Raw genomic sequence first — 20,687 nt, forward strand, 5'->3', positions numbered from 1 at the left:
GGTGGACGCAGATGGTGGGTGGCATCGCCGATGATAAAATTCCACTAACGTTTACCCAGATTCGCGACAAGATCGAGTTGCATTAAGGCAGTTTGAGTGCTCCGAAACATGTGCCCTGTAGTGAGCGATTTGGGTGGCGGAGGTAAAGCCTTCGTGTTGCAATGATTAATTAATGTCAGCTTGTCGACAACCAAGTGTTACAGTTAATAGTTCAAAAAAATTATGAGCCTTAGCTCATATATTGGTCGAAAAGATGCTTAACCAACTGGCGGAGCCATATATTTCCGGGGTCATGATGATAGCGCGGGTGCCAATACTGTCGCAGGTGTAAGCTGGGGGAATTGATCGGCGTTTTTATCACTTTGATCGCGTTGTAGCGTAGAAAAGTTTGCCCCAGCTCACTGGGCACGGTCGCAATTAAGCTCGGGTTTTTCTCCAGTATCATCGGGACTGTTATGAAATGTGGAGTCGTAAGGTAAATTTCTCTTCGATGACCCAGCTCATCGATGAATTGGTCGTAGCGGCTGCTGCTGTCTGACAGCACAACGGAAACATGTTTCATGCCCAAAAATTCTTCAAGGCTCAGTTCGTCGGCCGGATAGGCGCGGCTGATAATAGTGCAAAAAGAGTGCACGAACAGCTCTTGTTGAAAAAGGTTAGGGTTCTGGATGTAGTGGGACCCTATAGCCAAGTCTGTATCACCTCTCTCCAGTGAATTCACAATATGCTCGCTGGGCAGTTGAGACGTTCGAATTCGGCAATGAGGGGCCACTTTTTGAAGTTCTGCAATCAGCCTTGGCAAAAAGACCAACTCTCCCATATCCGTCATACATAGGCTGAAGACCCTGGTGGACGTCATAGGATCGAAACTGGCCTGTGCCAACAGCTTGTGTTGTACGGCAGAAACGATCTCCAGAACTGAATCCCCCATTTCCTCTGCGAACGGCGTCGGTTTCATTGCATCGCCAATACGGACGAAGAGGGGGTCTTCATAGAACTCCCGTAGACGTCGCAGTGCGTGGCTCATGGCGCTCTGCGTCAAGCCAAGATGCTCTGCTGCTCGAGATACATTGCGTTCTCGCAGAAGCGCGTCGAATGCGAGCAGCAGATTTAAATCAAATTTCTTACCATGAATGGTATGCATGTTCTGTATTAGCTCCATGATCTATGCGCATACATGATCCGCCTCTAGCATGGGGGTCAGCAAGGAAAGTTTCAAAAACAAAAATAAGAAATGAGGTCGAGGTCATGCTTCTTCGCAACGCTTGGTATGTAGCTGCTTGGTCGAGTGAAATTCCGGTCGACGAGCTTCTCGCAAGAACGATTCTTAATGTGCCAGTGGCGCTATGGCGTGAAAGCTCCGGAAAAGTTGTGGCTTTCGAGGACCGTTGCTGTCATCGAGGTGCTCCACTATCGAAAGGACGCTTGGAAGGCGATCAGCTTCGGTGTATGTACCATGGTCTTCTATTTGATACGACGGGTCGCTGCGTCGAAATACCCGGACAAGAGCGCATTCCTCCGCAGGCTAAGGTGCGCACATTCCCAGTCGTGGAGAAGCATAAGTGGATCTGGATCTGGGTGGGTGATGCCAGCCTGGCGGATCCGTCCCAGATCCCTGATACACATTGGCTGGATGACCCCGAGTGGCGAAGCCTGGAGGGTTACACCTATTACACCACCAACTACCTGCTGATCGCTGACAACCTGCTTGATCTCGCACATTTGCCCTACGTTCATCCGAACACGCTGGGCGGTGATGAGGCCTATGCGGCTTGTATACCTCAGGTCGAAAAGCTGGAGAACGGCGTACGAGTAACGCGTTGGGGTGAAGGTATTAAACCTGCACCGTTCGTGCAGAAAATCAAAAATTATCCGGGGGCCGTTGATCGTTGGAATATCTACGATTTCGTGCTGCCGAGCATCTTCCTGATGGATTCGGGAATGCAGCCCAGTGGCCACAATGCCAAGGCGGGAAATCGAGTCAATGCTGCAGAGTTCCGCAGCACTCAGGCGCTGACCCCGGAGACGGACGAGTCCACGCACTACTTCTTTTCGCAGCCTCATAATTTCGCCATTGATGACCCCGAGGTGACGCTGGCAATCCACAACCAGGTCGTCACAGCGTTCCAGGAGGACAGCGATATGATTCATGCGCAAGATCGCATGTTGAAGTTGACTTCCGATTTCAAAATGATTCCGATCGGAGCTGATGCTGCTCTTTCGTATTTTAGATGGCTGGTGGCGAATGCTTATAAGGCTGAGCAGGCGATAAGCAATCCCGTCAAGATCCAGGAGGTCTGAGATGAGCGACTGGAACCGCGTTCGAGTGATGGCGATAGTGAAAGCTGCTGACGCCATTATGGATATCTGCTTGCTGGCCTTGGACGGTCAACCTCTTCCTGTGGCCGACGCGGGCTCGCACATTGATATTCGCCTGCCAAATGGTCTGATCAGGCAATACTCCGTTCACCGGTACGATCCTTCGGACGGAAGCTACTCAATTGGGGTCGGATTGTCTGAGCCGTCACGGGGTGGCTCAGCGTTCATTCATGCACATCTGCGAGTTGGCGACCTGCTCGAAATTAGCGCGGTTCGCAATAACTTCCCGCTGGCACACGACGCAAGCACCTATTTTTTCATCGCCGGCGGTATCGGCATTACGCCGATTCTTAGCATGATTCGTTGGTGCGATGCGAATGACAAACCATGGCAACTTCTCTATTGCGTCCGATCCCGGTCCCGGGCTGCTTACATCGAGCATCTTCCTCGTGGCGGAAAATTAGTATTTCACTCGGATGACGAAATGGTTGGTCGTCCCGATCTGCAGGCGTTTACTCGACAAGCAAAGGCAACGGACCACCTCTATTGCTGTGGGCCGTCACCGCTCATGAATGCGGTACGGGATGCCGCACAGGCTTACCTGCCTTCCGGCCAGGTGCATTTCGAGTTGTTTAGTGCACCTGAGTCGGATGCACCTGAGAAGGAACAGAACAAAAGCTTCGTAGTGGAATTTGCTCGCAGTGGCATGGAGTTAACCGTGCCAGCTGATACCAGCCTTCTAGATGCACTCGAAGAGGTGGGGATAATGGTGCCTTATTCCTGCCGGGAGGGTCTTTGCCGTACCTGTGAGTGCCGGGTGCTAGCGGGTGAAGTTGATCATAGGGACTATGTCCTCAGCGAAGAGGAGCGTGCTTCCAATGCGGTCATTCTGCAGTGTGTTTCACGTGCCAAGTCATCAAGACTGGTGCTTGATATCTGACTGACACTCCACGTCACTCTTTGATTGAGTAGGCAAGAATGAGTAGTTGTGAACTGAATGCTATTCGTAATGAGCTGCTCTCTCGACGAGAAAATCCACCCGGATCGCTGCAGCAGGCTCGCATAGGTTTTGACCACTTGTGCAAGCGTTTTTCGCCTCCGCCTGATTGCAGCTCCACGGCGTCGACACTCGGTGGAGTTCCTGTGCGGAAGTTAACCTGTGTGGATTCCCAGCGCTCTTTGCTCTATGTCCACGGTGGTGGTTTCATGGTGGGCAGCGCTGAAGGTTTTGAGGGAATCGCCGGCACGCTTGCTGCCGGTACATCTTCCACGGCTTACGTGGTTGATTATCGACTGACACCTGAACATGCATACCCTGCTGCACAGCAAGATGTTCTGACTGCGTATGCGGCGTTACTCGCTAAATGTGAAGGAGCAAACGATATTGCATTGGTGGGGGATTCGGCGGGAGGCCATTTGATCATGGCCGCCCTGATTCACGCCAGGACCATGGGAATGGAATTGCCAGGTTGCGTGGTGCTGTTTTCTCCTTGGCTGGATCTGGCTCTTACCGGAGAAAGCATCCATACCAAGATTGCAGTGGACTGCTTTCTTACACCTCAGAAGTTGCAAGCCAGTGCTGACGCCTACCTGGTAGATCAAGTCGAGACTGCTATCTTGGAGGCTGACCTGCAGGGGTTACCGCCAATGATGATTCAAGTGGGGGAGTGTGAAATCCTACTTGATGATGCAGTACGTCTGGCGAGAAACGCAGGATCAGCGGGCGTGGACACCAGGCTGGAGGTATGGCCCGGTATGTTTCATGTCTGGCAGGCATATGCGCCGGTGCTCTCCGAGGGGCGTGAGGCGCTCGCCGCTGCCGTCAATTTCATAAACGGGGTGCTGGTACGGCAAGGGGCGTTGGCGGTTGACTCTCGTTGCAGGTGATTGCTTTGAGCTACCGGATCAGGAAGCCCGTCTGATTTCATAGTCATGACGTTAGAGGCTGAGGAAGTTTACTAACTTGCATCGAGTTGAACGGCACCTGGGGGCAGGTGCCTTTGGAGTGCGGTTACAGCCAACCTTTAATCTGTGCGCAAACGGCTTGAGTTGAGATTCCGTAACGATCATGCAACGTCGGCAGGGCACCTGCGTCAAGGAACGCGTCGGGCAAAGCAATCTGCCTGAAAGTTGGCGTCACTCCGTTACGCAGCAGCACCCCTGCAACGGCCTCGCCAAGACCGCCAATGATCGAACTGTTTTCTGCTGTGACCACCAGCCGACCTGGCTTTCTTGCCTCGGCAAGAATGGTTTGCACATCCAGGGGTTTGATCGTCGGTACGTGCAGCACGGCGACATCGACGCCGTCGGTTTGCAGTGCCTTGGCGGCTTCCAGTGCGCGCATGGTCATCAGGCCGGTGGAGATGATCAGAACGTCGTTACCGGTGCGCAGGGTCTTGGCTTTGCCGATCTCGAACTTGTAGCCGTACTCGTCCAGCACCAGTGGCACATTTCCGCGCAGCAAACGCATGTACACCGGCCCCTGATGCGCGGCGATGGCGGGCACGGCCTGTTCGATTTCTAGTGCATCGCACGGATCGACGATCATCAAGTTAGGCATGGCGCGGAAGATCGCCAGGTCGTCCGTAGCCTGGTGGCTTGGGCCGTAACCAGTGGTTAGGCCGGGCAGGCCGCAGACGATCTTGACGTTGAGGTTTTCCTCGGCGATGGCCATGCAGATGAAGTCATAGGCACGACGCGAAGCGAACACCGCGTAGGTGGTGACAAACGGCACGAAGCCTTCTCGGGCCATGCCGGCGGCCGCGCTCATCAGCAATTGCTCGGCCATGCCCATTTGATAGAAACGGTCGGGATGGGCCTTGGCGAAGATGTGCAGGTCGGTGTACTTGGACAGGTCAGCAGAAAGACCGACGATGTCCGAACGCTGATCCGCCAATGCAGCCAATGCGTGTCCGAACGGGGCCGATTTAGTCGCTTGGCCTTCTGAGGCAATGGAAGCGATCATCGCCGAGGTAGTCAGGCGTTTTTTGATTGGCTCGCCAGTCGAAGTCGGCGTGTTAGCGGTGTTGCTCATTGGTCTTTTCCTTCTTCAAGGTTGCTCAGTGCCAGATCCCACTCGTGTTCTTCCACGCGGATGAAGTGGGTCTTCTCGCGGGTTTCCAGAAACGGCACGCCTTTGCCCATTTTTGTGTCGCAGATAATCACGCGGGGTTGGGCGGTTGGATGGTTGCGCGCGGCATCGAAGGCGGCGACGAGAGCATCAAGGTCATTGCCATCGACGCGCTGAGTAAACCAACCAAATGCTTGCCAGCGATCGACGATGGGTTCGAACGACAGGATTTCACTGGAGTAACCATCGGCTTGTTGGTTGTTGACGTCGACGATCGCGATCAAGCTGTCGAGTTTCCAATGCGATGCCGACATCACGGCTTCCCAGGTTGAGCCTTCATTCAGTTCACCGTCCGACAGCAGGTTGTAGACGAAGGAGGGCGAGTCTTTGCGCTTGAGACCCAAGCAGGCACCTACCGCGATACCCAGGCCCTGACCCAGAGAGCCCCCGGTGATTTCCATGCCCGGGGTGTAGGCGGCCATGCCCGACATTGGCAGGCGGCTGTCATCCGCTCCGTAGGTTTCCAACTCATCGAGCGGGATGATTTCGGCTTCGATCAAGGCCGCGTACAGCGCAATGGCGTAGTGACCGATGGAGAGATAGAAGCGATCACGCTCTTCCCATTCAGGATCTGCAGGCCGATGGTTCATGGCATGGAAGTAGGAGACTGCCAGCAGGTCGGCAGCACCGAGGGCCTGGCCAACATAGCCCTGTCCCTGTACTTGGCCCATTCGCAGCGCGTGGCGGCGAATGTTGTGCGCGCGTTCAACCAGGGTCGTAGATGAAGCGAGTGAAGGATTAGTAGTCATGGTGAAACTCCATTAACTCAACGATTGACCAAGGCGGCGGGGATGCGCAGTACCAGAGCGGCCCCCGCGAACAGCACACCAGTGATCAGGTACATGCCGATGGCGCTTGAGCCGGTGATTGTGGTGATCCAGCCGATCAGATAAGGCGAGCAGAACCCTGCGAGGTTGGCGAAGCTGTTGACCGCTGCGATGCCGGCGGCGGCAGAAACGCCCCCAAGCAGCGTGGTCGGTAACATCCAGAACAATGAGGTCGCAGACAAAATGCCGGATGCGGCCAGGCAAAGACTGAGGATCGACAGGGTTGGATTTCCCCCCATTAGCGCCGCTAGGCTAAGGCCGATAGCGCCAGCAATCATCGGTACGATGAGGTGCCAGCGGCGCTCGCGATGCTTGTCACCACTGCGTCCAACCAGCAGCATGGCGGCAATGGCGCAGAGGTAAGGCAGGCTGGTCAGAAAGCCGATGTGTAGTGGATCGGAAACGCCTGAATTGCGTACCAGAGTGGGCAGCCAGAAGGTGATTGCGTACTGTCCCATCACCACACAGAAGTAGATGGCAGCCAGCAACCACAGACGACGATCGCGAATGAATTCACCGACTGAGGCATGGGTGACTTTCTGCTGATCGTCTTCAGCCAACTCCCGAGTGATCAGGGCTTTTTCTTCGTCATTGAGCCAGGTGGCCTGATGCACTCCGTCTTTGAGGTAGCTCAGTACCAGAAGACCGACAACGACCGTGGGTACAGCCTCCAACACGAACATCCATTGCCAGCCTGCCCAGCCATGCATGCCGGCGAAGTGATTCATGATCCAGCCGGAGAGGGGGCCACCCACCATCCCCGACAGAGGAATGGCGATGAACCACAACACGGTCATGCGTGCGCGACGATAGGATGGAAACCAGTAGGTCAGGTAGAGCAACAGGCCAGGCGCGAGACCGGCTTCGGCAATGCCTAAAAGAAAGCGAAGGGCGTAGAACTGCCAGGCGGTTTCGACGAAGGCGAACAGAGCGGAAACGATGCCCCAGGTGATCATGATGCGCGCGATCCAGACCCGCGCCCCGACCTTGTGCAAGATGATGTTGCTAGGCACTTCACAGAGGAAATAGCCGATGAAGAACATGCCGGCGCCAAGCCCGTAGACCGTTTCGCTAAGCGCCAGATCGTTCATCATTTGCAGCTTGGCAAAGCCGACGTTGACGCGATCAAGGTAAGCGCACAGGTAGCACAGCATCAGGAAGGGCATCAAGCGCCAGGCCGTTTTCCGGTAGGCGTTGGAACGCACGGTCGAAACCGCTTCGAGCGACAGGGTAGTCATGATGGTCTGATCTCTTGTTTTTATTGACTGCCAGGCCATGAGACCCGGCTACGTCATCGATCCAGAACCGCACGAGCCGCAAAGGCCCGCCCAGGTGTACTCAATGAATCAGCATGCCGCCGTTCACATCTAGAGTGATGCCTGTGAGGTAAGAGGATAGGTCGCTGGCCAGAAACAGGGCGGCGTTGGCGACATCCTGTGCTGCACCGAGTCGGCCCAGGGGAATGCCGTCGATGATCGCGTGGCGGCGATCGTCCTGCATCAGGCCACCGGTGATGTCGGTGTGAATCAAACCGGGGGCGATGGAGTTGACGCGAATGTTGTCCGGCCCCAGTTCGCGTGCCATGGCTTTGCCCAGACCCAGTACACCGGCTTTGGCCGCACTGTAATGAGGGCCTCCAAAGATGCCGCCGCCCCGCTGAGCAGAAACGGAAGACATGCACACAATGCTGCCGGAAGATTGTTGGCGCATGTGCGGAATTACGGCCTGCGACATCAGCAGGGTGCCGCGCAGACTGACGTCCAGCACCTTGTCGTAGTCTGAAGGGCGGATATCCAGAGTCTTGAGTGGCTGAGTAATGCCGGCATTGTTGACGAGGACGTCGATGCGGCCGAAGTGTTCGATGATTTTGGCAACGGCCTGCTGAACCTGCGATTCGTCAGCAACGTTGGCCGCAAGACCGAGATGACCTTCGCCCAAGGAAGCAGCGGCATCACGGGCAGCGGATTCATCCAGGTCAAGGATCACGATGTGAGCGCCCTGTTGCGCGAAGGTGGTCGCTGTCGCGCGGCCAATGCCACGTGCGGAGGCTGCACCGGTGATGATCGCGACTTTGCCTTGGAGAAGCATGGGAGTACCTCATTGTTTTTATTGGAGAGTGCTATTGGGTCGATCCGCAGCGAATCGATGACTCAGCTTGTGCTCCACTCCGTTCCTGAGCAATAACGCGAACTTCACTGGGTGCTGAAAAAAATTCAGCACTCGTCATTTGTGCAGTTGGATGGTTGAATGGCTCGATGCCCGGCTCAGGCTATTTACAGCGGAAAAACCATCACCATGCGTTCAACCGGCGAAGTACCCCCGACACTGCCACCCCTGAAAGCCATTCAGGCCTTTGAGCAGACAGCGCGCTTTGGCAATGTCGCCCGCGCTGCCGAATTGCTGGATTTAACGCCTTCGGCGGTCAGCCACCAATTGGCCAAGCTTGAAGCGATGATCGGGCGACAGCTGTTTTTCCGAACCGCCAGAGGTGTGACCCTGACGCCGGTGGGCGAGCAGTATCTGACCGAGGTGTCCGGCATCCTGCACAGCCTTGCCGTGGCGACCGAGCGCGCGACTAGTGACTTCAGCCTCGATTGCCTGCGCTTGCACTCATCGCCCAGTTTCGGACTGCTGTGGCTGATGCCGCGCCTGGAGCAATTCCGCCAGAGTCATCCTGACATCCAGCTCAACCTTTCGTGTTCCTATGAGTCACTGCACTTCAGCCGGGACAAGATCGACGTGGACATCCGCCACGGAATGCCCAACTGGCCCAGTTTCGAAGTGCGCACGGTGTGCAATGAAAAAATCGCGGTCATGGCGTCTCCCAAACTCCTGGAAAAACGACCCATTCGTGCCGTTGCGGATTTACTGGACTGCAACCTGATTCTGTCGGAGGCGACGCTCATCAAGTGGCCACAGTTGTTTGCACAACATGGTCTATCGCGCCCTGAAAAGCCTTACACACTGAGTTTTGACCGTTCCTATATGACGCTGGAGGCAGCCAGCCACGGACTTGGATTTGCCCTGGAAAGCACACTGCTTGCGCAGGACTATCTAGCGCGTGGAACGTTGGTCGAGGTAGTGCCGCAGTTGAGTGCGGCAATCACTGCACACCACCTGGTTTTCCCGAAAGCGCATTCCAACTTCCCAAGGGTCAGAAGATTTCTGGAGTGGATGCAGGCGGAGTTGGGGCATGACTTCAATTATTGAACTGGATGTCATTACACGCCGCATCTCATCAGATTGCCTAGCGAGTGTCTGCTTTTGGCCGTGGTATCAGATGCGTAACTTGTGTCGATCTCGTAGAGCGAGACGAGGGTTTGGAGCCCCACTGATACGTCTTATCAGTGAGGCCATTGAGCAAAATTTACAGCGCCGTGATGAATGCGTGTAGGTGAGGGCGCATGTTTTATAGACATACACCTCCTCACCTACTATCGCCGGCTTACAAGCCGCCCAGTGCGACGTACTTGATTTCCAGGTAGTCGTCGATCCCGTATTTTGAGCCTTCCCGGCCAAGTCCGGAGCTCTTCACGCCGCCAAAGGGTGCAACTTCTGTGGAGATCATCCCCTCGTTGACGCCCACCATGCCAAACTCAAGATTGTCGACGACACGGAAGATCAGACCGACGTCACGTGCGTACACATAGGCTGCCAAGCCAAAAGGTGTGTCGTTGGCCATCGCAATTGCCTCGTCCTCAGTCTCGAAACGGAAGAGGGGAGCGACAGGGCCGAAGGTCTCATCATTGAATATCAGTGCATCGCGTGACACATCGGTGAGCACTGTTGGCTCGAAGTAACTACCGCCCAAGGGGTGACGTTTGCCTCCGGTAGCAATGCGTGCACCTTTTTCCACCGCATCGGCAATGTGCTCTTCGACCTTTTGCACTGCATCCCCATTGATGAGCGGACCCAGTACCACACCGTCATCCATGCCATTGCCGACCCTGAGCGCAGCGGCTGCATCCGCGAGCTTCTTCGCAAACTGATCGTAAACACCCGATTGAACGAGCATGCGGTTGGCGGCAACGCAGGCTTGACCTGTGTTGCGGTACTTGGCGGCAATTGCACCTTTCACTGCGGCATCGATATCAGCATCGTCAAAGACGATGAACGGCGCGTTGCCGCCCAGTTCCATACTCGCCTTTTTGATGGTCGGAGCGCACTGGGCCAGCAGCAGCGATCCAACTTCGGTCGAACCTGTGAAGGACAACTTGCGAACGACCGGGTTTGCGGTGAGCTCCCCGCCGATTGCGCGGGCCGAGCCCGTGACGACGTTACACACACCAGGCGGCAGACCGGCGCGCTCGGCGAGTACGGCCAAAGCTAGTGCCGAAAGGGGGGTCTGACTGGCCGGCTTGATAACTCCAGCGCAACCAACCGCCCAGCCCGGACCGGCTTTGCGTGTAATCATCGCGGAGGGGAAGTTCCACGGTGTGATGGCTGCAAAAACACCGATAGGGGCTTTCTGCACGAGAATGCGCCGACCGTCCACATTCTGCGGAATGATGTCGCCATTCACGCGCTTCGCCTCTTCCCCGAACCATTCGATGAAGCTTGCGGCGTAAAGGATTTCGCCACGGGATTCCACCAAGGGCTTACCCTGTTCGGCCGTCAGGATGACCGCCAGGTCCTCGATGTTTTCAAGCATTAGCTCATAGAGCTTGCGCAGGACCTTTGCACGCTCCTTTGGCAGCGTCTTGCGCCATCCCTGCATGGCGCGTTCGGCCGCTGCGATTGCGCGGCGAGTCTCGGTCTCTCCACCGTTTGGTACGCGCGCTACCAATTCACCAGTGGCTGGATTGCGGATCTCGATTGTCTGACCACTGTCTGCCTGGACCCATTCGCCGTCGATCAACATTGCCTGACGCAGCAGGTCGGGGTCTTTCAGATTCAAGGTTGCGGTGCTATTCATCGGGCAGACCTCAAATGGAGTTACGACCGATGAAGAAGGCTTCATCGAGGTCGGTGGTCGGGTTCAATCCAGCAGCTTCCAGCCCTTTACGTAGCACAGCCATGTCGCGCTGGTACACGCGTTGGGTCGGGTGCGGCATAGGACCACCGTTGTAACCCTGCAACCAGCCTTGGTATTTCCACATCATGCGATTGAGAAGCCCGTTTGCCGCCATTGGCAGGCTTGCAAACGCTTTACGTGCCGGATCCATTTTGTACCAGAGCTGAGTTGCCTCATCGTAGTTGCCCGCACGGATCAACTTGTGGATCTGTGGTAGCAATGGGCCGTAGTAAGAGGAGTAGTTGGTTCCGCAGAATGGGATGTCCATCACTTGTGCCAAAGGCACGTACTCATATTCAAGCGGAGATGAGATAACGACTTCTTCATGGAATTCGCGGTGAACTTCGATCGCCGACATGATGTAAGGCAGTCCGCCTTCGGCTTTGATTGCAACGACGTTGGGGATCTCGTCGACCATGCGACGTAGCACCGCCAGCGGAATATCGGCAGGGTGCAAGCGGCTGAAACCCCAGGCGGGCAGCGGGAAGATGATTACGCCCAGGTTCGTCGCGTCGCAGATCGCCTTGGTGTACTCGAATACTTCGTCATAGGACTTCGGATAGAAGAACGGAGGATAGCCAAGCAGTACAAGGTCGGCGCCGGCAGCTTCGGCTCGCTTCACGGCCTCAATGTTATCTTCCAGCGTGTTGAACACCGCGTGGTGAACGATCACGAGACGGCCGGCTGCTTGATCGGCCATGATTTGACAGAACTCACCGTACTGCTCTTGGGTGATGGCTACCTCCGAGCAGGACAGCGAACCGACGAAGCCGTGCTTGATTGCTAGTTCTACGTCGTGGCGAATGGCTTTCTCATTGATGCGTTTGAAGTCGGAGGTCATTGTTGGAATCGTAACGTTGGCGACCCCAACGAGTTTTTCGCGTGCCCAGTCTCGAGCGTCCTTCTTATTGTAATTGGCCATGTAAGGCTCCTGTTAGTCAGGGTTGGTGATAGTCGTTGCTGTTCGCTCAGCGCTTTGTTTCAAAATCGATTGGCAGTGGTGTTGCGAGCCCTGCTTCAAGTGCCTTGGTCAAGATGAGTTCCGCTACCACAATGTCTTGAAGACCACCGCCGACTGACTTGAACATCGGGGCCTTGGCTTGCTTCAACTGCTCACTGCAGGCACCACTCATCAGGTCAGACAGGCTGAAGGCTTTGTGTCGAAATTCGATCCCGGCGGTATGGGCAGCAAGCATGTCTCCTGTTTCTTCCAGCACTTCTTCCAGGGTGTCGCAGATGATCAAGTCACTGCGCTCTACGACGGAAATGTCTATTTCACGCTGCTCCGGGATGGTCGAGCCGATCGAAACGACTGTGGCCCCCGACTTCAACCAATCGCCAAACAGAATCGGCTTTTCATCACGCGAGCGTGCGGCGGTGAGCACAATGTCGGCGCCTTCCACGGCCTCTTGTGCTGAGCCAACACCCCGTGCGGGCACACCGAGATCTCGTGTCGCAGCTGCGGCAAATGCTTCGCGACGTTCGGGAGTCGGACTGAAGACGACAATTTCAGTTAGTTCGCGGACGCTGGCGAAAGCACGGATGTGCATCGAAGCTTCCAACCCACTTCCTATGACGGCAAGACGAGCAGGTTTCTGTGGAGCGATGCGGTCAAGGGCTGCTGCCGACGTAGCTGCAGTCCGGAATCCAGTCACCAGATTTGCGTCAATGAAAGCAGCAATGCGATTGGTCGTCCGGTCGAAGAGGACAATGACGTACTCGATTCCCGGTGGCGCATCCCCCATGTTCGAGCCCATCAGCTTGGCACCGAAGTAACGTCCTCCTGCTGGAATAGCCGGCAAGGTGCGTAGCCAGGTTTTCTCAAGACTTGCAACGGTTCGGGGTGGAGTAGCCCTAGCTGGCAAGTGTTGCCCGTAAGCGGCCTGAAGCGCGGCGATCGCATCTTTCCAACGGAAAACTTCCTGCGCGGCAGCGCTTGAAACGAACACGGGAGACTGGGAATTTACGGTCATACGACGAGCTCCGGAAAGGCAGAGAAAGTTGAAGTAAAACGCGAGCCGGCCTAGTGAGGCGCGCTCCGAGTAGGGTTGTGAACTTAACTCAAACAACATAAACAAAACGATGCGTATACAAAGTATTGTTGGCTTGTAACGCTATTGTCAACGGCTTTTAGGCCTGAAGCTCGGTTCGATTTGAGATGGTTGCGAAATCAAAACGGAACGTATAGATTTGATATGAGTTCAGCAACCCTGATGCCTGAGGAGCGCTATGACGCTGGGAGGGTGGGTGATTGAGGAGCTGGAGGGTGCTAACCAACGGATGGATTCGGCGACCGCGTTACAGGTGCGTGTATTCGACTGAGCGTGTGATCTGCACGACGCCTTCGGCTCACCGCAGAAGACTACAACGAGGGCTTTGTTCGGTCGCGGATGTCTCTAGCCGAGGCGTACTTCGATTCACCAATCTGCCAAACAAGCTGTGTCATTGAATAACAGTTACCACCCGCCAAAGAAGCGGAGAGGAGACAAGAATGAGTCAAGTTAAACGCGTTTTGATTGTAGGCAGCGGAATCGGCGGTGCCACCGCAGCTTATGCACTGCGCAGGGCAGGAGTGGACGTCCACTGTATCGATATCAAACCGGGGATTCCCTCGGCAGGGTCGGGCATTTGCCTGTTACACAACACGGTCCGGGCATTGAACATGATCGGATTGGCGGAGCCTTGTCTTGACAGTGGTATGCGATTCGACGCGTTTCGGCAGTTTGATTCCTCTGGTCAGCTCCTGCGTTCGGATCCTGCACCTCCCAGCTGTGGCATCCGTCGGCCAGAACTTGCTCGAATCCTGGAGTCGGCAGCGCTAGGGGCAGGGGCGGTTCTGGATAAAGGGTTGACGATTGAACATCTCGACGACCATGGGGACTGCGTCGAAGTTAAATTCTCGGATGGTCGCGAGGCTACCTATGACTTGGTTGTGGCTGCAGATGGCGCCTACTCCAAGCTCCGCGATCAGGTTTTCGGTGCCGAGTGCAGGCCGCATTTTGCAGGTCAGAGTGTATGGCGTTTCAATGCGCCGCGTCCGGCTCAGATTGATGGGTTCTGTTTGTACCGCAGCCCGTCAGGGAAAACAGTGGGTTCATTCCCGACATCGGAGGACACCTGCTACCTGTTTTATCTCGAGAACAGTGTGGAGCCTCTGCGGGTACCAGAGGATCAAGCGAGCGCGATGATTCGCGAGCGCCTTGCCGAATATACCGCGCCCGCTGTATTGGAAGCTCTTGACCAGGTGACCGATGCCAAGCAGGTTATCTTCCGTCCGCTGGATATCACTCTGGTGCCGGCACCTTGGTACCGTGGCCGCGTAGTGCTCATCGGCGATGCTGCACATTCTCCAACGCCGCATATGACGTCGGGAGGTGGGATGGCCATCGAAGATGCCGTGGTGCTTGCAGACTGCGTATCCAAGACCCAATCGGTTAACGAGGCATTGGCGATGTATAGCGAGCGCCGATTTGAACGATGCAAAATCATTTGTGACGCGTCATTGCAACTTTGTCGCTTTGAGCAGGAAGATCCACTGAAAAATAGAGAGAAGTCGGCGGCTCTATTGCTGAAAACCTATCAATATTTGGGGCAGCCTATCTAAACCGTCAGTTTGACGCTATCTATCAAAGAGTCCCGATTCACCTCTCAGGGTGAATGGGGACTAAGTCAACTCATACTTTTATAACGATCAGCAGCCAAACAGTGCTGTTCAGTTTTCTGAGTTCGTTACTCCCAGCAAGTGGTATATGTAGTCGATATGCGACTTAGCAAATTCCTCGTTTAATGGGGCATGGCCAACCAACAAGCGCATGTAGACTGCTGAGTAGATTATGTCCATAAGCGACTCGACATCGGTATCGCTTGGGATCTCACCGCTGCGTTTCCATTCTTCAAGTGTTTCTTTAACTATCGCGCGTCGCCCATAGTGGAATCTCTCTCGAAAGGCTCGTAATACAGAAGGGTCAGATTGTCCCTCGGCTATGATTTGAGCAAGGATTCGGCCTGGCCAACCAGAAAACTGCTCTACCAGTGTGCGGAAATGAGCAGCGATGGCCTTTTTTGGGCCGAGTTCAATTGGCAGTGGAGTCTTGAGAAGATGGTTTTCAATGAATGCGTCAATCACGAGCAGCGCTTTAGAGTCCCACCATCTGTAGATCGTTGCTTTGCTGACCCCGGCTTCCTTTGCAATTGCCTCAATCGAGATGGCCTGAATAGAGTTCTCGTGTAGCAACTTTATGGTCGAATTCAGTATTTGCAGCCGAGTAGCTTCGCTGCGTGGTCGTCCTAAAGACTTCTCCTGCATAAAGTATTCCTTAATAAATGACTAATTTTAACAGGAGCGTAATGCTGCATGTGCTCACTCTGCTGCGTGGGCGGCTGCCTGCTGAAATCAAGCTGAGGCGTTTCTGATCGTAGCCAACAGACCACTCAAGAAGCAATGTAAAAAACGCTTTGAGTCTGGCCGGGCGAATGCGGGAGGCCCGTGGGGGCTGACTCCGTAGGCAGATGAAGGCTGCCAGCTGACGAAATAGTAAACAGTTAGCTTGCACAAAACGGTACGGATCGTATATGTTTGTTTCGCGCATATGAAGCCTGTCACGGGCACAACAACAAGAACGCGCGGAGGAGACAAACATGCATCAGGGTTCGAGCCTGAAAGGCGATGTTGCGACCGATACCATTGTGGGCCGTATCTGGCACTCGACCAGTGAACAGGTGGCTGAACGCGACAAGCACTTCGCGCCCGCTGATTTCCAAAACTTCCCCATCAACGCTGCTTCGACGCGCTATACCACCGGCTCGATCCTCGACGCCGATCCCAGTCTCTTAATCGGAGTTCAGAGCTCCGCTACATTCCTCAACATTTTCGGGGAGTGAGCATGTCGATCCCCAATATTTCCAATCTTAGATTTGGGCGGCGCCAGTTTCTCGTGTCCACCGCAAGTGCCGCGACGCTCGCCATGCTGGGGGCGCTACCGGTGCTCGCGAAGCCATCCCGAGAGATCATTCTAGAACCATTCGACCCCAATCAGTTTGATGTTCGCTTTGTCGTGACGGACCGCCGATTGCCGCAAAGCCTTGCTTTCGCCATTGAGCATGCCAAAAAAGATAGTGCGCGGCTTGAAGTCACAAATGGACTCACGAGGCTTTGGCAGGAATCGCTCGTACCGTTTTGGCGTGAGCAAGGTGGCGCTGTCGCCGGACTCACTACGCGCGAGGTTTGGCATTGCCTTGCAGAACAAGCACGCAGCCAGTCGCGCCGTACGGTTGTGCTGCATCAGTACGACGTACCGGCGAGCCAACCCAATCCTTTGGTTTCATGGATCATCGCGTGAATTATGAGAACACCCCCGAATGTTTCCCCCGAAGTTTTTTCCGTCGCACTACAGGCGTTTGCTGGTGTAGTCGGAAAAGAATGGGTCTTCGTTGAGGACGAGGATCTGTTTCCCTACCGCGATTCTTATTCCCCGCTGCGCGACACGCCCGAGGATCGAAGCGCATCAGCTGCCGTGGCGCCCGGTTCGGTTGAAGAGGTGCAGGCGGTCGTGCGCATTGCCGATAAGCACCGCATACCGCTTTATACGATTTCCACCGGCAAAAACCTCGGCTACGGCGGTTCAGCGCCCAATCATGGCGGCAGTGTTGTGCTGGATCTGAAGCGGATGAACCGCATCATTGAGGTCAACGAAAGCAACGGCTACGCAATCGTGGAGCCCGGCGTCAGCTATTTCGATCTGTATAACTACATCCAGGAACGTGGCCTGAAAGTGTGGTTGGATGTCGCCGACCCGGGCTGGGGCAGTGTGGTTGGCAATGCGCTTGACCATGGTGTAGGTCACACGCTGTCGCGCTTTCGCAACCATTTCGATTCGCACTGCGGCATGGAGGTGGTGCTGGCCAATGGGGAAATGGTTCGCACAGGAATGGGAGCGCTACCCGGTTCCCAGACGTGGGGACAATTCAAGATGGGGATGGGGCCGATCCTGGACGGCATTTTTTCCCAGTCCAATTTCGGCGTTGTCACCAAGATGGGCATCTGGTTGATGCCGGCACCCGAGGCCTTCATGCACGGCATGGTGATGGCCGCGCGTTATGACGATCTGCACGCCGTAGTGGAATTGCTCAAGTACGTCGAGAACACCGGCTTAGCCTCTGGTGCGCCGGAAATGGGCAGTCCACTGCTCGGCATCAGCAATTACACGAAACATCTTGTAGACGCCTTTTACGAAGGTCCGCCGCAGCTGCAGAAGCAGCATGCTGATCTGATTGCGAAAGCCAGTGTTGGTTACTCGGCTGAACTGCAGAAGTATGGGCTGGACAACAACATTCCTTACTGGGTGCTTAACCTGAAGTTCTACGGACCACCGAAGGTGATCCAGGCCCAGTGGGAGGCGGTACAGGAGCTGGCGGAAAAATCGATCAAGGGTGTTCGCTTTCAGGCTGGCCAGATTCAGAGCGATCCGCGCAAAGCTTCCGCTGAGTGGACGGTTTACCCTCAGGATGTGGGTGTACCGAATATGGATTTCTTCGGCATGGGAACACGTGCAGGAGGCAACCCGCATCCGATGCGCGGCCATATGTGGTTCTCTCCGGTTATTCCACAGACTGCGCAAGGCATTCTTGAAGCCAATCGCGTCTTCGAAGAGGCATACCGGACGCTGCCTGCGCTGCAGAATGTACCGATCTGGAACCTCAGGCCTTTTGCATTGCCTGCGCCGTTTTTCGAGCGTGCTTTCCTTTTCATCGTGGGGTTCCCGATCACCGATGATGCGTCGATGAACAAGGCCTCCATCAAGGCGTATCGGACACTGCTCGATATCGGCGCACAGCATGGCTGGGGCGAATACCGTTGCCACCCGGAATTCCAGGACCAGGCCATGGGCCTGTATTCGTATAACAACAACAGTCTCTTGCGCTTGAACGAGGTCATCAAGGACGCCATTGATCCCAACGGGATTCTTTCGCCGGGCCGCTACGGCATCTGGCCCAGGCACTTGAGGAAGGGCGCCCAATGAAGACGAATCGCCTCATCGTGCTGATGATGTTGGCAGGTCTCGCAGTCGCCTCCGAACCGGCCAAGCAAGCAGTACCAGCCCATCGCGGCAAGCAGATTTTCGATCAGTGGTGCGGGATTTGTCACGCCGCATCACCACGCATGCCCGGCACTGCTTCACTGGCGGCCAAGTACGGCGGCAGCTTACCGGCTGCATTGGAAGAGCGCACTGATATGCCTCCGGCCTTCATCGAACATTTCGTTCGCAAGGGCGTACTGATCATGCCGGCATTTCGTAAAACCGAAATAACCGACGCCGACCTTGAATTGCTTGTCGACTACCTAAAGGCCAAAGACCAATGAGCTCACATTCTGTTTCTGACACTCTGACGAAGGCTGCTGGTAACCGGAAGGAAGCCCGCCACGGTACCGCGGCGCTCGTCATCGGACATTGCGCTGGCCTGATGGATATCACCACTTTGCCGATCTGGGTTGGAATCGTCCTGATCGGGCAACTGGCACTTGATCCGCAGCGTGCCGGGTTCTTGCTGACTCTGTTCCTCGGGTCGGTCGTGCTTAGCAGCCTGTGTATTGCACCAAAACTATCCCGACTCAACCGCAAGCGCATTGCGTCGGCGGCTTATGCCGTGGCGGGTATGGCCTTCGCCAGCATGCCAAGCGTAAGTGGTAGCTATACCCTTTTGGCTTCGGCGCATGTCGTGGCAGGTCTGGCGGTCGGCTGCGGCCTGTCGATCGTTCACGGGACGATGGGTAGCACTGCTAATCCGCACCGCACAGCGGCAATGGCATTTAGCTCGCTGAGCCTGCTGTCCATCCTGGTGATGGCGACGCTGCCTCCGCTAGTGGGCAAGAACGGCCCGAACATATTCTTCTACACAATGTCGGGCATCATGTTTACTGCCGCACTCGCCGCACTGCTGGCTTTTCCGAAGGTAGCCCGTGCGATCCAGCACGATCAATCCAAGCTCGCCAAGTTGCCTACGCGAGTATGGTTCGGCATCGCTGGCGTGAGTCTATTGATGGTGAGCCATTCGATGGTCTTCGGATTCATCGAGCGTGTAGGAGGCTGGCACGGATTCAGCGCGGCGCAGATCACCACAGTGCTTGTCATCAGTGGCTTCGTGAATCTCGTTCCTGTCGCCCTTTCCAGTCTCCTTGAACGCCGCTTGCCGGCCTCGGGCGTAGTTATTGCGGGTCCTCTGATACAAGCCACTGCTGCAGTTGCTGTGACCCAGTTCAGTGGTTACGGGGTTTACATCGTAGCGACCTCAGTTCTCATCGCCGTCGTCACATTCACCCATGTGTTCGCATTCGGGGTACTTGCGCGTCTGGATCCGTCCGGTCGCGTGGTCGCAGCCACTCCGGTGATGGTCATGGCGGGTTCGGCTACTGGCCCACTCCTGGGGGGCGTGCTCGCCCTGCATGTTGGCTATGGCAGCTTGGGCTGGGCGGCGTTGGTATTGGGGCTTTTGTCCGCCCTCTGCTTTCGCCTTGGTACCCGTAAGGCGTGATGAAAAACAACAACAGTATGAAGTCCCTTACTAGAGGATTGGTATGAGCAAGCGATTGCAGGACAAGGTCGTTTTACTGACCGGCATTGGCAGTGGAATGGGGCGCGAGACAGCTCGGCTGTTCGCTAGCGAAGGTGCGATCGTCGTCGGCTGCGACATCAATCCGCAGACGGCCGCAGAAACCGCGAAACTGGTAGAAAGCGATGGTCATTCCATCGACGTGGTTGCTCCTGTTGACCTCAGCGACCGCGACGATGTAGCGCGTTGGATCGATGGTGCTGCCGCTCGGCATGGCCGCATTGACGCACTTTACAATAATGCCAGTCTGCCGCGTTTTGCGCCTTTTGCGGTGCAGAGCGACGCCGACTATGTCTTCACCATCCAGAATGAACTCGATCTTGTCTGGCGTGCTTGCCAGCTTGCCTGGCCGTATCTGGTGAAGTCCAAAGGTGCCATTGTCAACATCGGCTCCGGTGCTGGCATGCAGGGAGCGAGAGCGCTTCCGCAGGCTGCACATGCCGCGGCGAAAGGTGCGGTCCTTGCCCTCACGCGCCAACTGGCCGCAGAAGGCATCGCTGTTGGTGTACGGGTTAACTCGGTCAGCCCTGGTGTAATGAACACCCCGCCGGTTCAGGCGATGTATCGGGAGTTTGGCGACAAGGCACCCGTGGCCCCGATCGTGGAGCGCACCCTGACGGGTAAGCCGGGCGAGCCGATCGCTGTCGCTTGGGCAGGCCTTTACCTGACCTCTGATGAGTCTAAATGGGTCACCGGGATCAATATTCCCGTGGACGGTGGCGCCAGCTCAATCATGTAAGTCGATTCGGATTCAGTTGATTGAACCCGGCAAGCCGACCCAATACAGGCA

The 20,687-nt window shown here is 55.6% G+C and carries 20 protein-coding genes; 11 read left to right on the forward strand and 9 right to left on the reverse strand.

Annotation, left to right across the window (positions count from 1 at the left end):
• Positions 1–229: 229 nt before the first annotated feature.
• Complete coding sequence (locus PSJE_RS08035) at positions 230–1,144, reverse strand: LysR family transcriptional regulator (RefSeq protein ID WP_090457806.1); 915 nt, start codon at positions 1,142–1,144, stop codon at positions 230–232.
• A gap of 104 nt (positions 1,145–1,248) precedes the next feature.
• Between PSJE_RS08035 and PSJE_RS08040 the strand changes: the two genes are divergently transcribed.
• From PSJE_RS08040 to PSJE_RS08050, 3 genes are all read left to right on the forward strand, one after another.
• Positions 1,249–2,301 carry an aromatic ring-hydroxylating dioxygenase subunit alpha gene (locus PSJE_RS08040; RefSeq protein WP_090454366.1) on the forward strand — a complete coding sequence of 351 codons (1,053 nt, stop codon included), beginning with the start codon at positions 1,249–1,251 and terminating at the stop codon, positions 2,299–2,301.
• 1 nt (position 2,302) lies between these two features.
• The gene (locus PSJE_RS08045) at positions 2,303–3,259 is read left to right on the forward strand and encodes a PDR/VanB family oxidoreductase (protein ID WP_090454368.1); all 957 of its coding nucleotides are present in this window, start codon (positions 2,303–2,305) and stop codon (positions 3,257–3,259) included.
• A gap of 203 nt (positions 3,260–3,462) precedes the next feature.
• Complete coding sequence (locus tag PSJE_RS08050; protein ID WP_169721038.1) at positions 3,463–4,206, forward strand: alpha/beta hydrolase; 744 nt, start codon at positions 3,463–3,465, stop codon at positions 4,204–4,206.
• Positions 4,207–4,330: 124 nt separating this feature from the next.
• Here the strand turns inward: PSJE_RS08050 and PSJE_RS08055 are convergent, their stop codons facing one another.
• From PSJE_RS08055 to PSJE_RS08070, 4 genes are all read right to left on the reverse strand, one after another.
• Positions 4,331–5,353: a transketolase family protein gene (locus PSJE_RS08055; RefSeq protein WP_090454371.1), complete on the reverse strand. Its 1,023-nt coding sequence runs from the start codon at positions 5,351–5,353 to the stop codon at positions 4,331–4,333.
• Positions 5,350–6,198 carry a transketolase gene (locus PSJE_RS08060; protein WP_090454373.1) on the reverse strand — a complete coding sequence of 283 codons (849 nt, stop codon included), beginning with the start codon at positions 6,196–6,198 and terminating at the stop codon, positions 5,350–5,352. Before PSJE_RS08060 ends, PSJE_RS08055 begins: the two co-directional genes overlap by 4 nt.
• A gap of 17 nt (positions 6,199–6,215) precedes the next feature.
• Entirely contained in the window at positions 6,216–7,514 is a 1,299-nt protein-coding gene (locus PSJE_RS08065) for an MFS transporter (RefSeq protein WP_090454375.1), read from the reverse strand.
• 100 nt (positions 7,515–7,614) lie between these two features.
• Positions 7,615–8,364 carry an SDR family NAD(P)-dependent oxidoreductase gene (locus tag PSJE_RS08070; protein WP_090454377.1) on the reverse strand — a complete coding sequence of 250 codons (750 nt, stop codon included), beginning with the start codon at positions 8,362–8,364 and terminating at the stop codon, positions 7,615–7,617.
• A 207-nt stretch (positions 8,365–8,571) separates the two neighbouring features.
• Here PSJE_RS08070 and PSJE_RS08075 point away from each other — a divergent pair, with 207 nt between their 5' ends.
• Positions 8,572–9,486, forward strand: coding sequence for a LysR substrate-binding domain-containing protein (locus PSJE_RS08075; protein WP_090457808.1), 915 nt, complete (start codon positions 8,572–8,574; stop codon positions 9,484–9,486).
• Positions 9,487–9,721: 235 nt separating this feature from the next.
• On the opposite strand, the gene PSJE_RS08080 is transcribed toward PSJE_RS08075, so the two are convergent.
• The 3 genes from PSJE_RS08080 to PSJE_RS08090 are packed head-to-tail and all read right to left on the reverse strand — an operon-like array spanning position 9,722 to position 13,263.
• Positions 9,722–11,173 carry an NAD-dependent succinate-semialdehyde dehydrogenase gene (locus tag PSJE_RS08080; protein ID WP_280523324.1) on the reverse strand — a complete coding sequence of 484 codons (1,452 nt, stop codon included), beginning with the start codon at positions 11,171–11,173 and terminating at the stop codon, positions 9,722–9,724.
• Between the two features lie 28 nt (positions 11,174–11,201).
• The gene (locus PSJE_RS08085) at positions 11,202–12,212 is read right to left on the reverse strand and encodes a dihydrodipicolinate synthase family protein (protein WP_090454380.1); all 1,011 of its coding nucleotides are present in this window, start codon (positions 12,210–12,212) and stop codon (positions 11,202–11,204) included.
• 46 nt (positions 12,213–12,258) lie between these two features.
• The gene (locus tag PSJE_RS08090; RefSeq protein WP_090454382.1) at positions 12,259–13,263 is read right to left on the reverse strand and encodes an ornithine cyclodeaminase family protein; all 1,005 of its coding nucleotides are present in this window, start codon (positions 13,261–13,263) and stop codon (positions 12,259–12,261) included.
• Positions 13,264–13,781: 518 nt separating this feature from the next.
• On the opposite strand from PSJE_RS08090, the gene PSJE_RS08095 reads away from it, so the two are divergent.
• Positions 13,782–14,894, forward strand: coding sequence for an FAD-dependent oxidoreductase (locus tag PSJE_RS08095; RefSeq protein ID WP_090454384.1), 1,113 nt, complete (start codon positions 13,782–13,784; stop codon positions 14,892–14,894).
• A gap of 108 nt (positions 14,895–15,002) precedes the next feature.
• Here the strand turns inward: PSJE_RS08095 and PSJE_RS08100 are convergent, their stop codons facing one another.
• Positions 15,003–15,596 carry a TetR/AcrR family transcriptional regulator gene (locus PSJE_RS08100; RefSeq protein ID WP_056723297.1) on the reverse strand — a complete coding sequence of 198 codons (594 nt, stop codon included), beginning with the start codon at positions 15,594–15,596 and terminating at the stop codon, positions 15,003–15,005.
• A gap of 332 nt (positions 15,597–15,928) precedes the next feature.
• Between PSJE_RS08100 and PSJE_RS08105 the strand changes: the two genes are divergently transcribed.
• Genes PSJE_RS08105 through PSJE_RS08130 form a run of 6 tightly spaced genes read left to right on the forward strand, consistent with a single transcriptional unit; the run spans position 15,929 to position 20,636 of the window.
• The gene (locus PSJE_RS08105) at positions 15,929–16,171 is read left to right on the forward strand and encodes a hypothetical protein (protein WP_090454386.1); all 243 of its coding nucleotides are present in this window, start codon (positions 15,929–15,931) and stop codon (positions 16,169–16,171) included.
• A gap of 2 nt (positions 16,172–16,173) precedes the next feature.
• Positions 16,174–16,629, forward strand: a complete 456-nt coding sequence (locus PSJE_RS30415) for a hypothetical protein (protein WP_139212656.1) — start codon at positions 16,174–16,176, stop codon at positions 16,627–16,629.
• Positions 16,630–16,632: 3 nt separating this feature from the next.
• Positions 16,633–18,309: an FAD-binding oxidoreductase gene (locus PSJE_RS08115; protein ID WP_090454390.1), complete on the forward strand. Its 1,677-nt coding sequence runs from the start codon at positions 16,633–16,635 to the stop codon at positions 18,307–18,309.
• Positions 18,306–18,650, forward strand: coding sequence for a c-type cytochrome (locus PSJE_RS08120; RefSeq protein WP_090454392.1), 345 nt, complete (start codon positions 18,306–18,308; stop codon positions 18,648–18,650). Before PSJE_RS08115 ends, PSJE_RS08120 begins: the two co-directional genes overlap by 4 nt.
• Entirely contained in the window at positions 18,647–19,819 is a 1,173-nt protein-coding gene (locus PSJE_RS08125; protein ID WP_090454393.1) for an MFS transporter, read from the forward strand. Before PSJE_RS08120 ends, PSJE_RS08125 begins: the two co-directional genes overlap by 4 nt.
• A gap of 43 nt (positions 19,820–19,862) precedes the next feature.
• Positions 19,863–20,636, forward strand: coding sequence for an SDR family NAD(P)-dependent oxidoreductase (locus PSJE_RS08130; RefSeq protein WP_090454395.1), 774 nt, complete (start codon positions 19,863–19,865; stop codon positions 20,634–20,636).
• The last annotated feature ends 51 nt before the right edge of the window (positions 20,637–20,687 follow it).

The organism is Pseudomonas jessenii, from assembly GCF_002236115.1.
Taxonomy (GTDB): Bacteria; Pseudomonadota; Gammaproteobacteria; order Pseudomonadales; family Pseudomonadaceae; genus Aquipseudomonas; species Aquipseudomonas jessenii.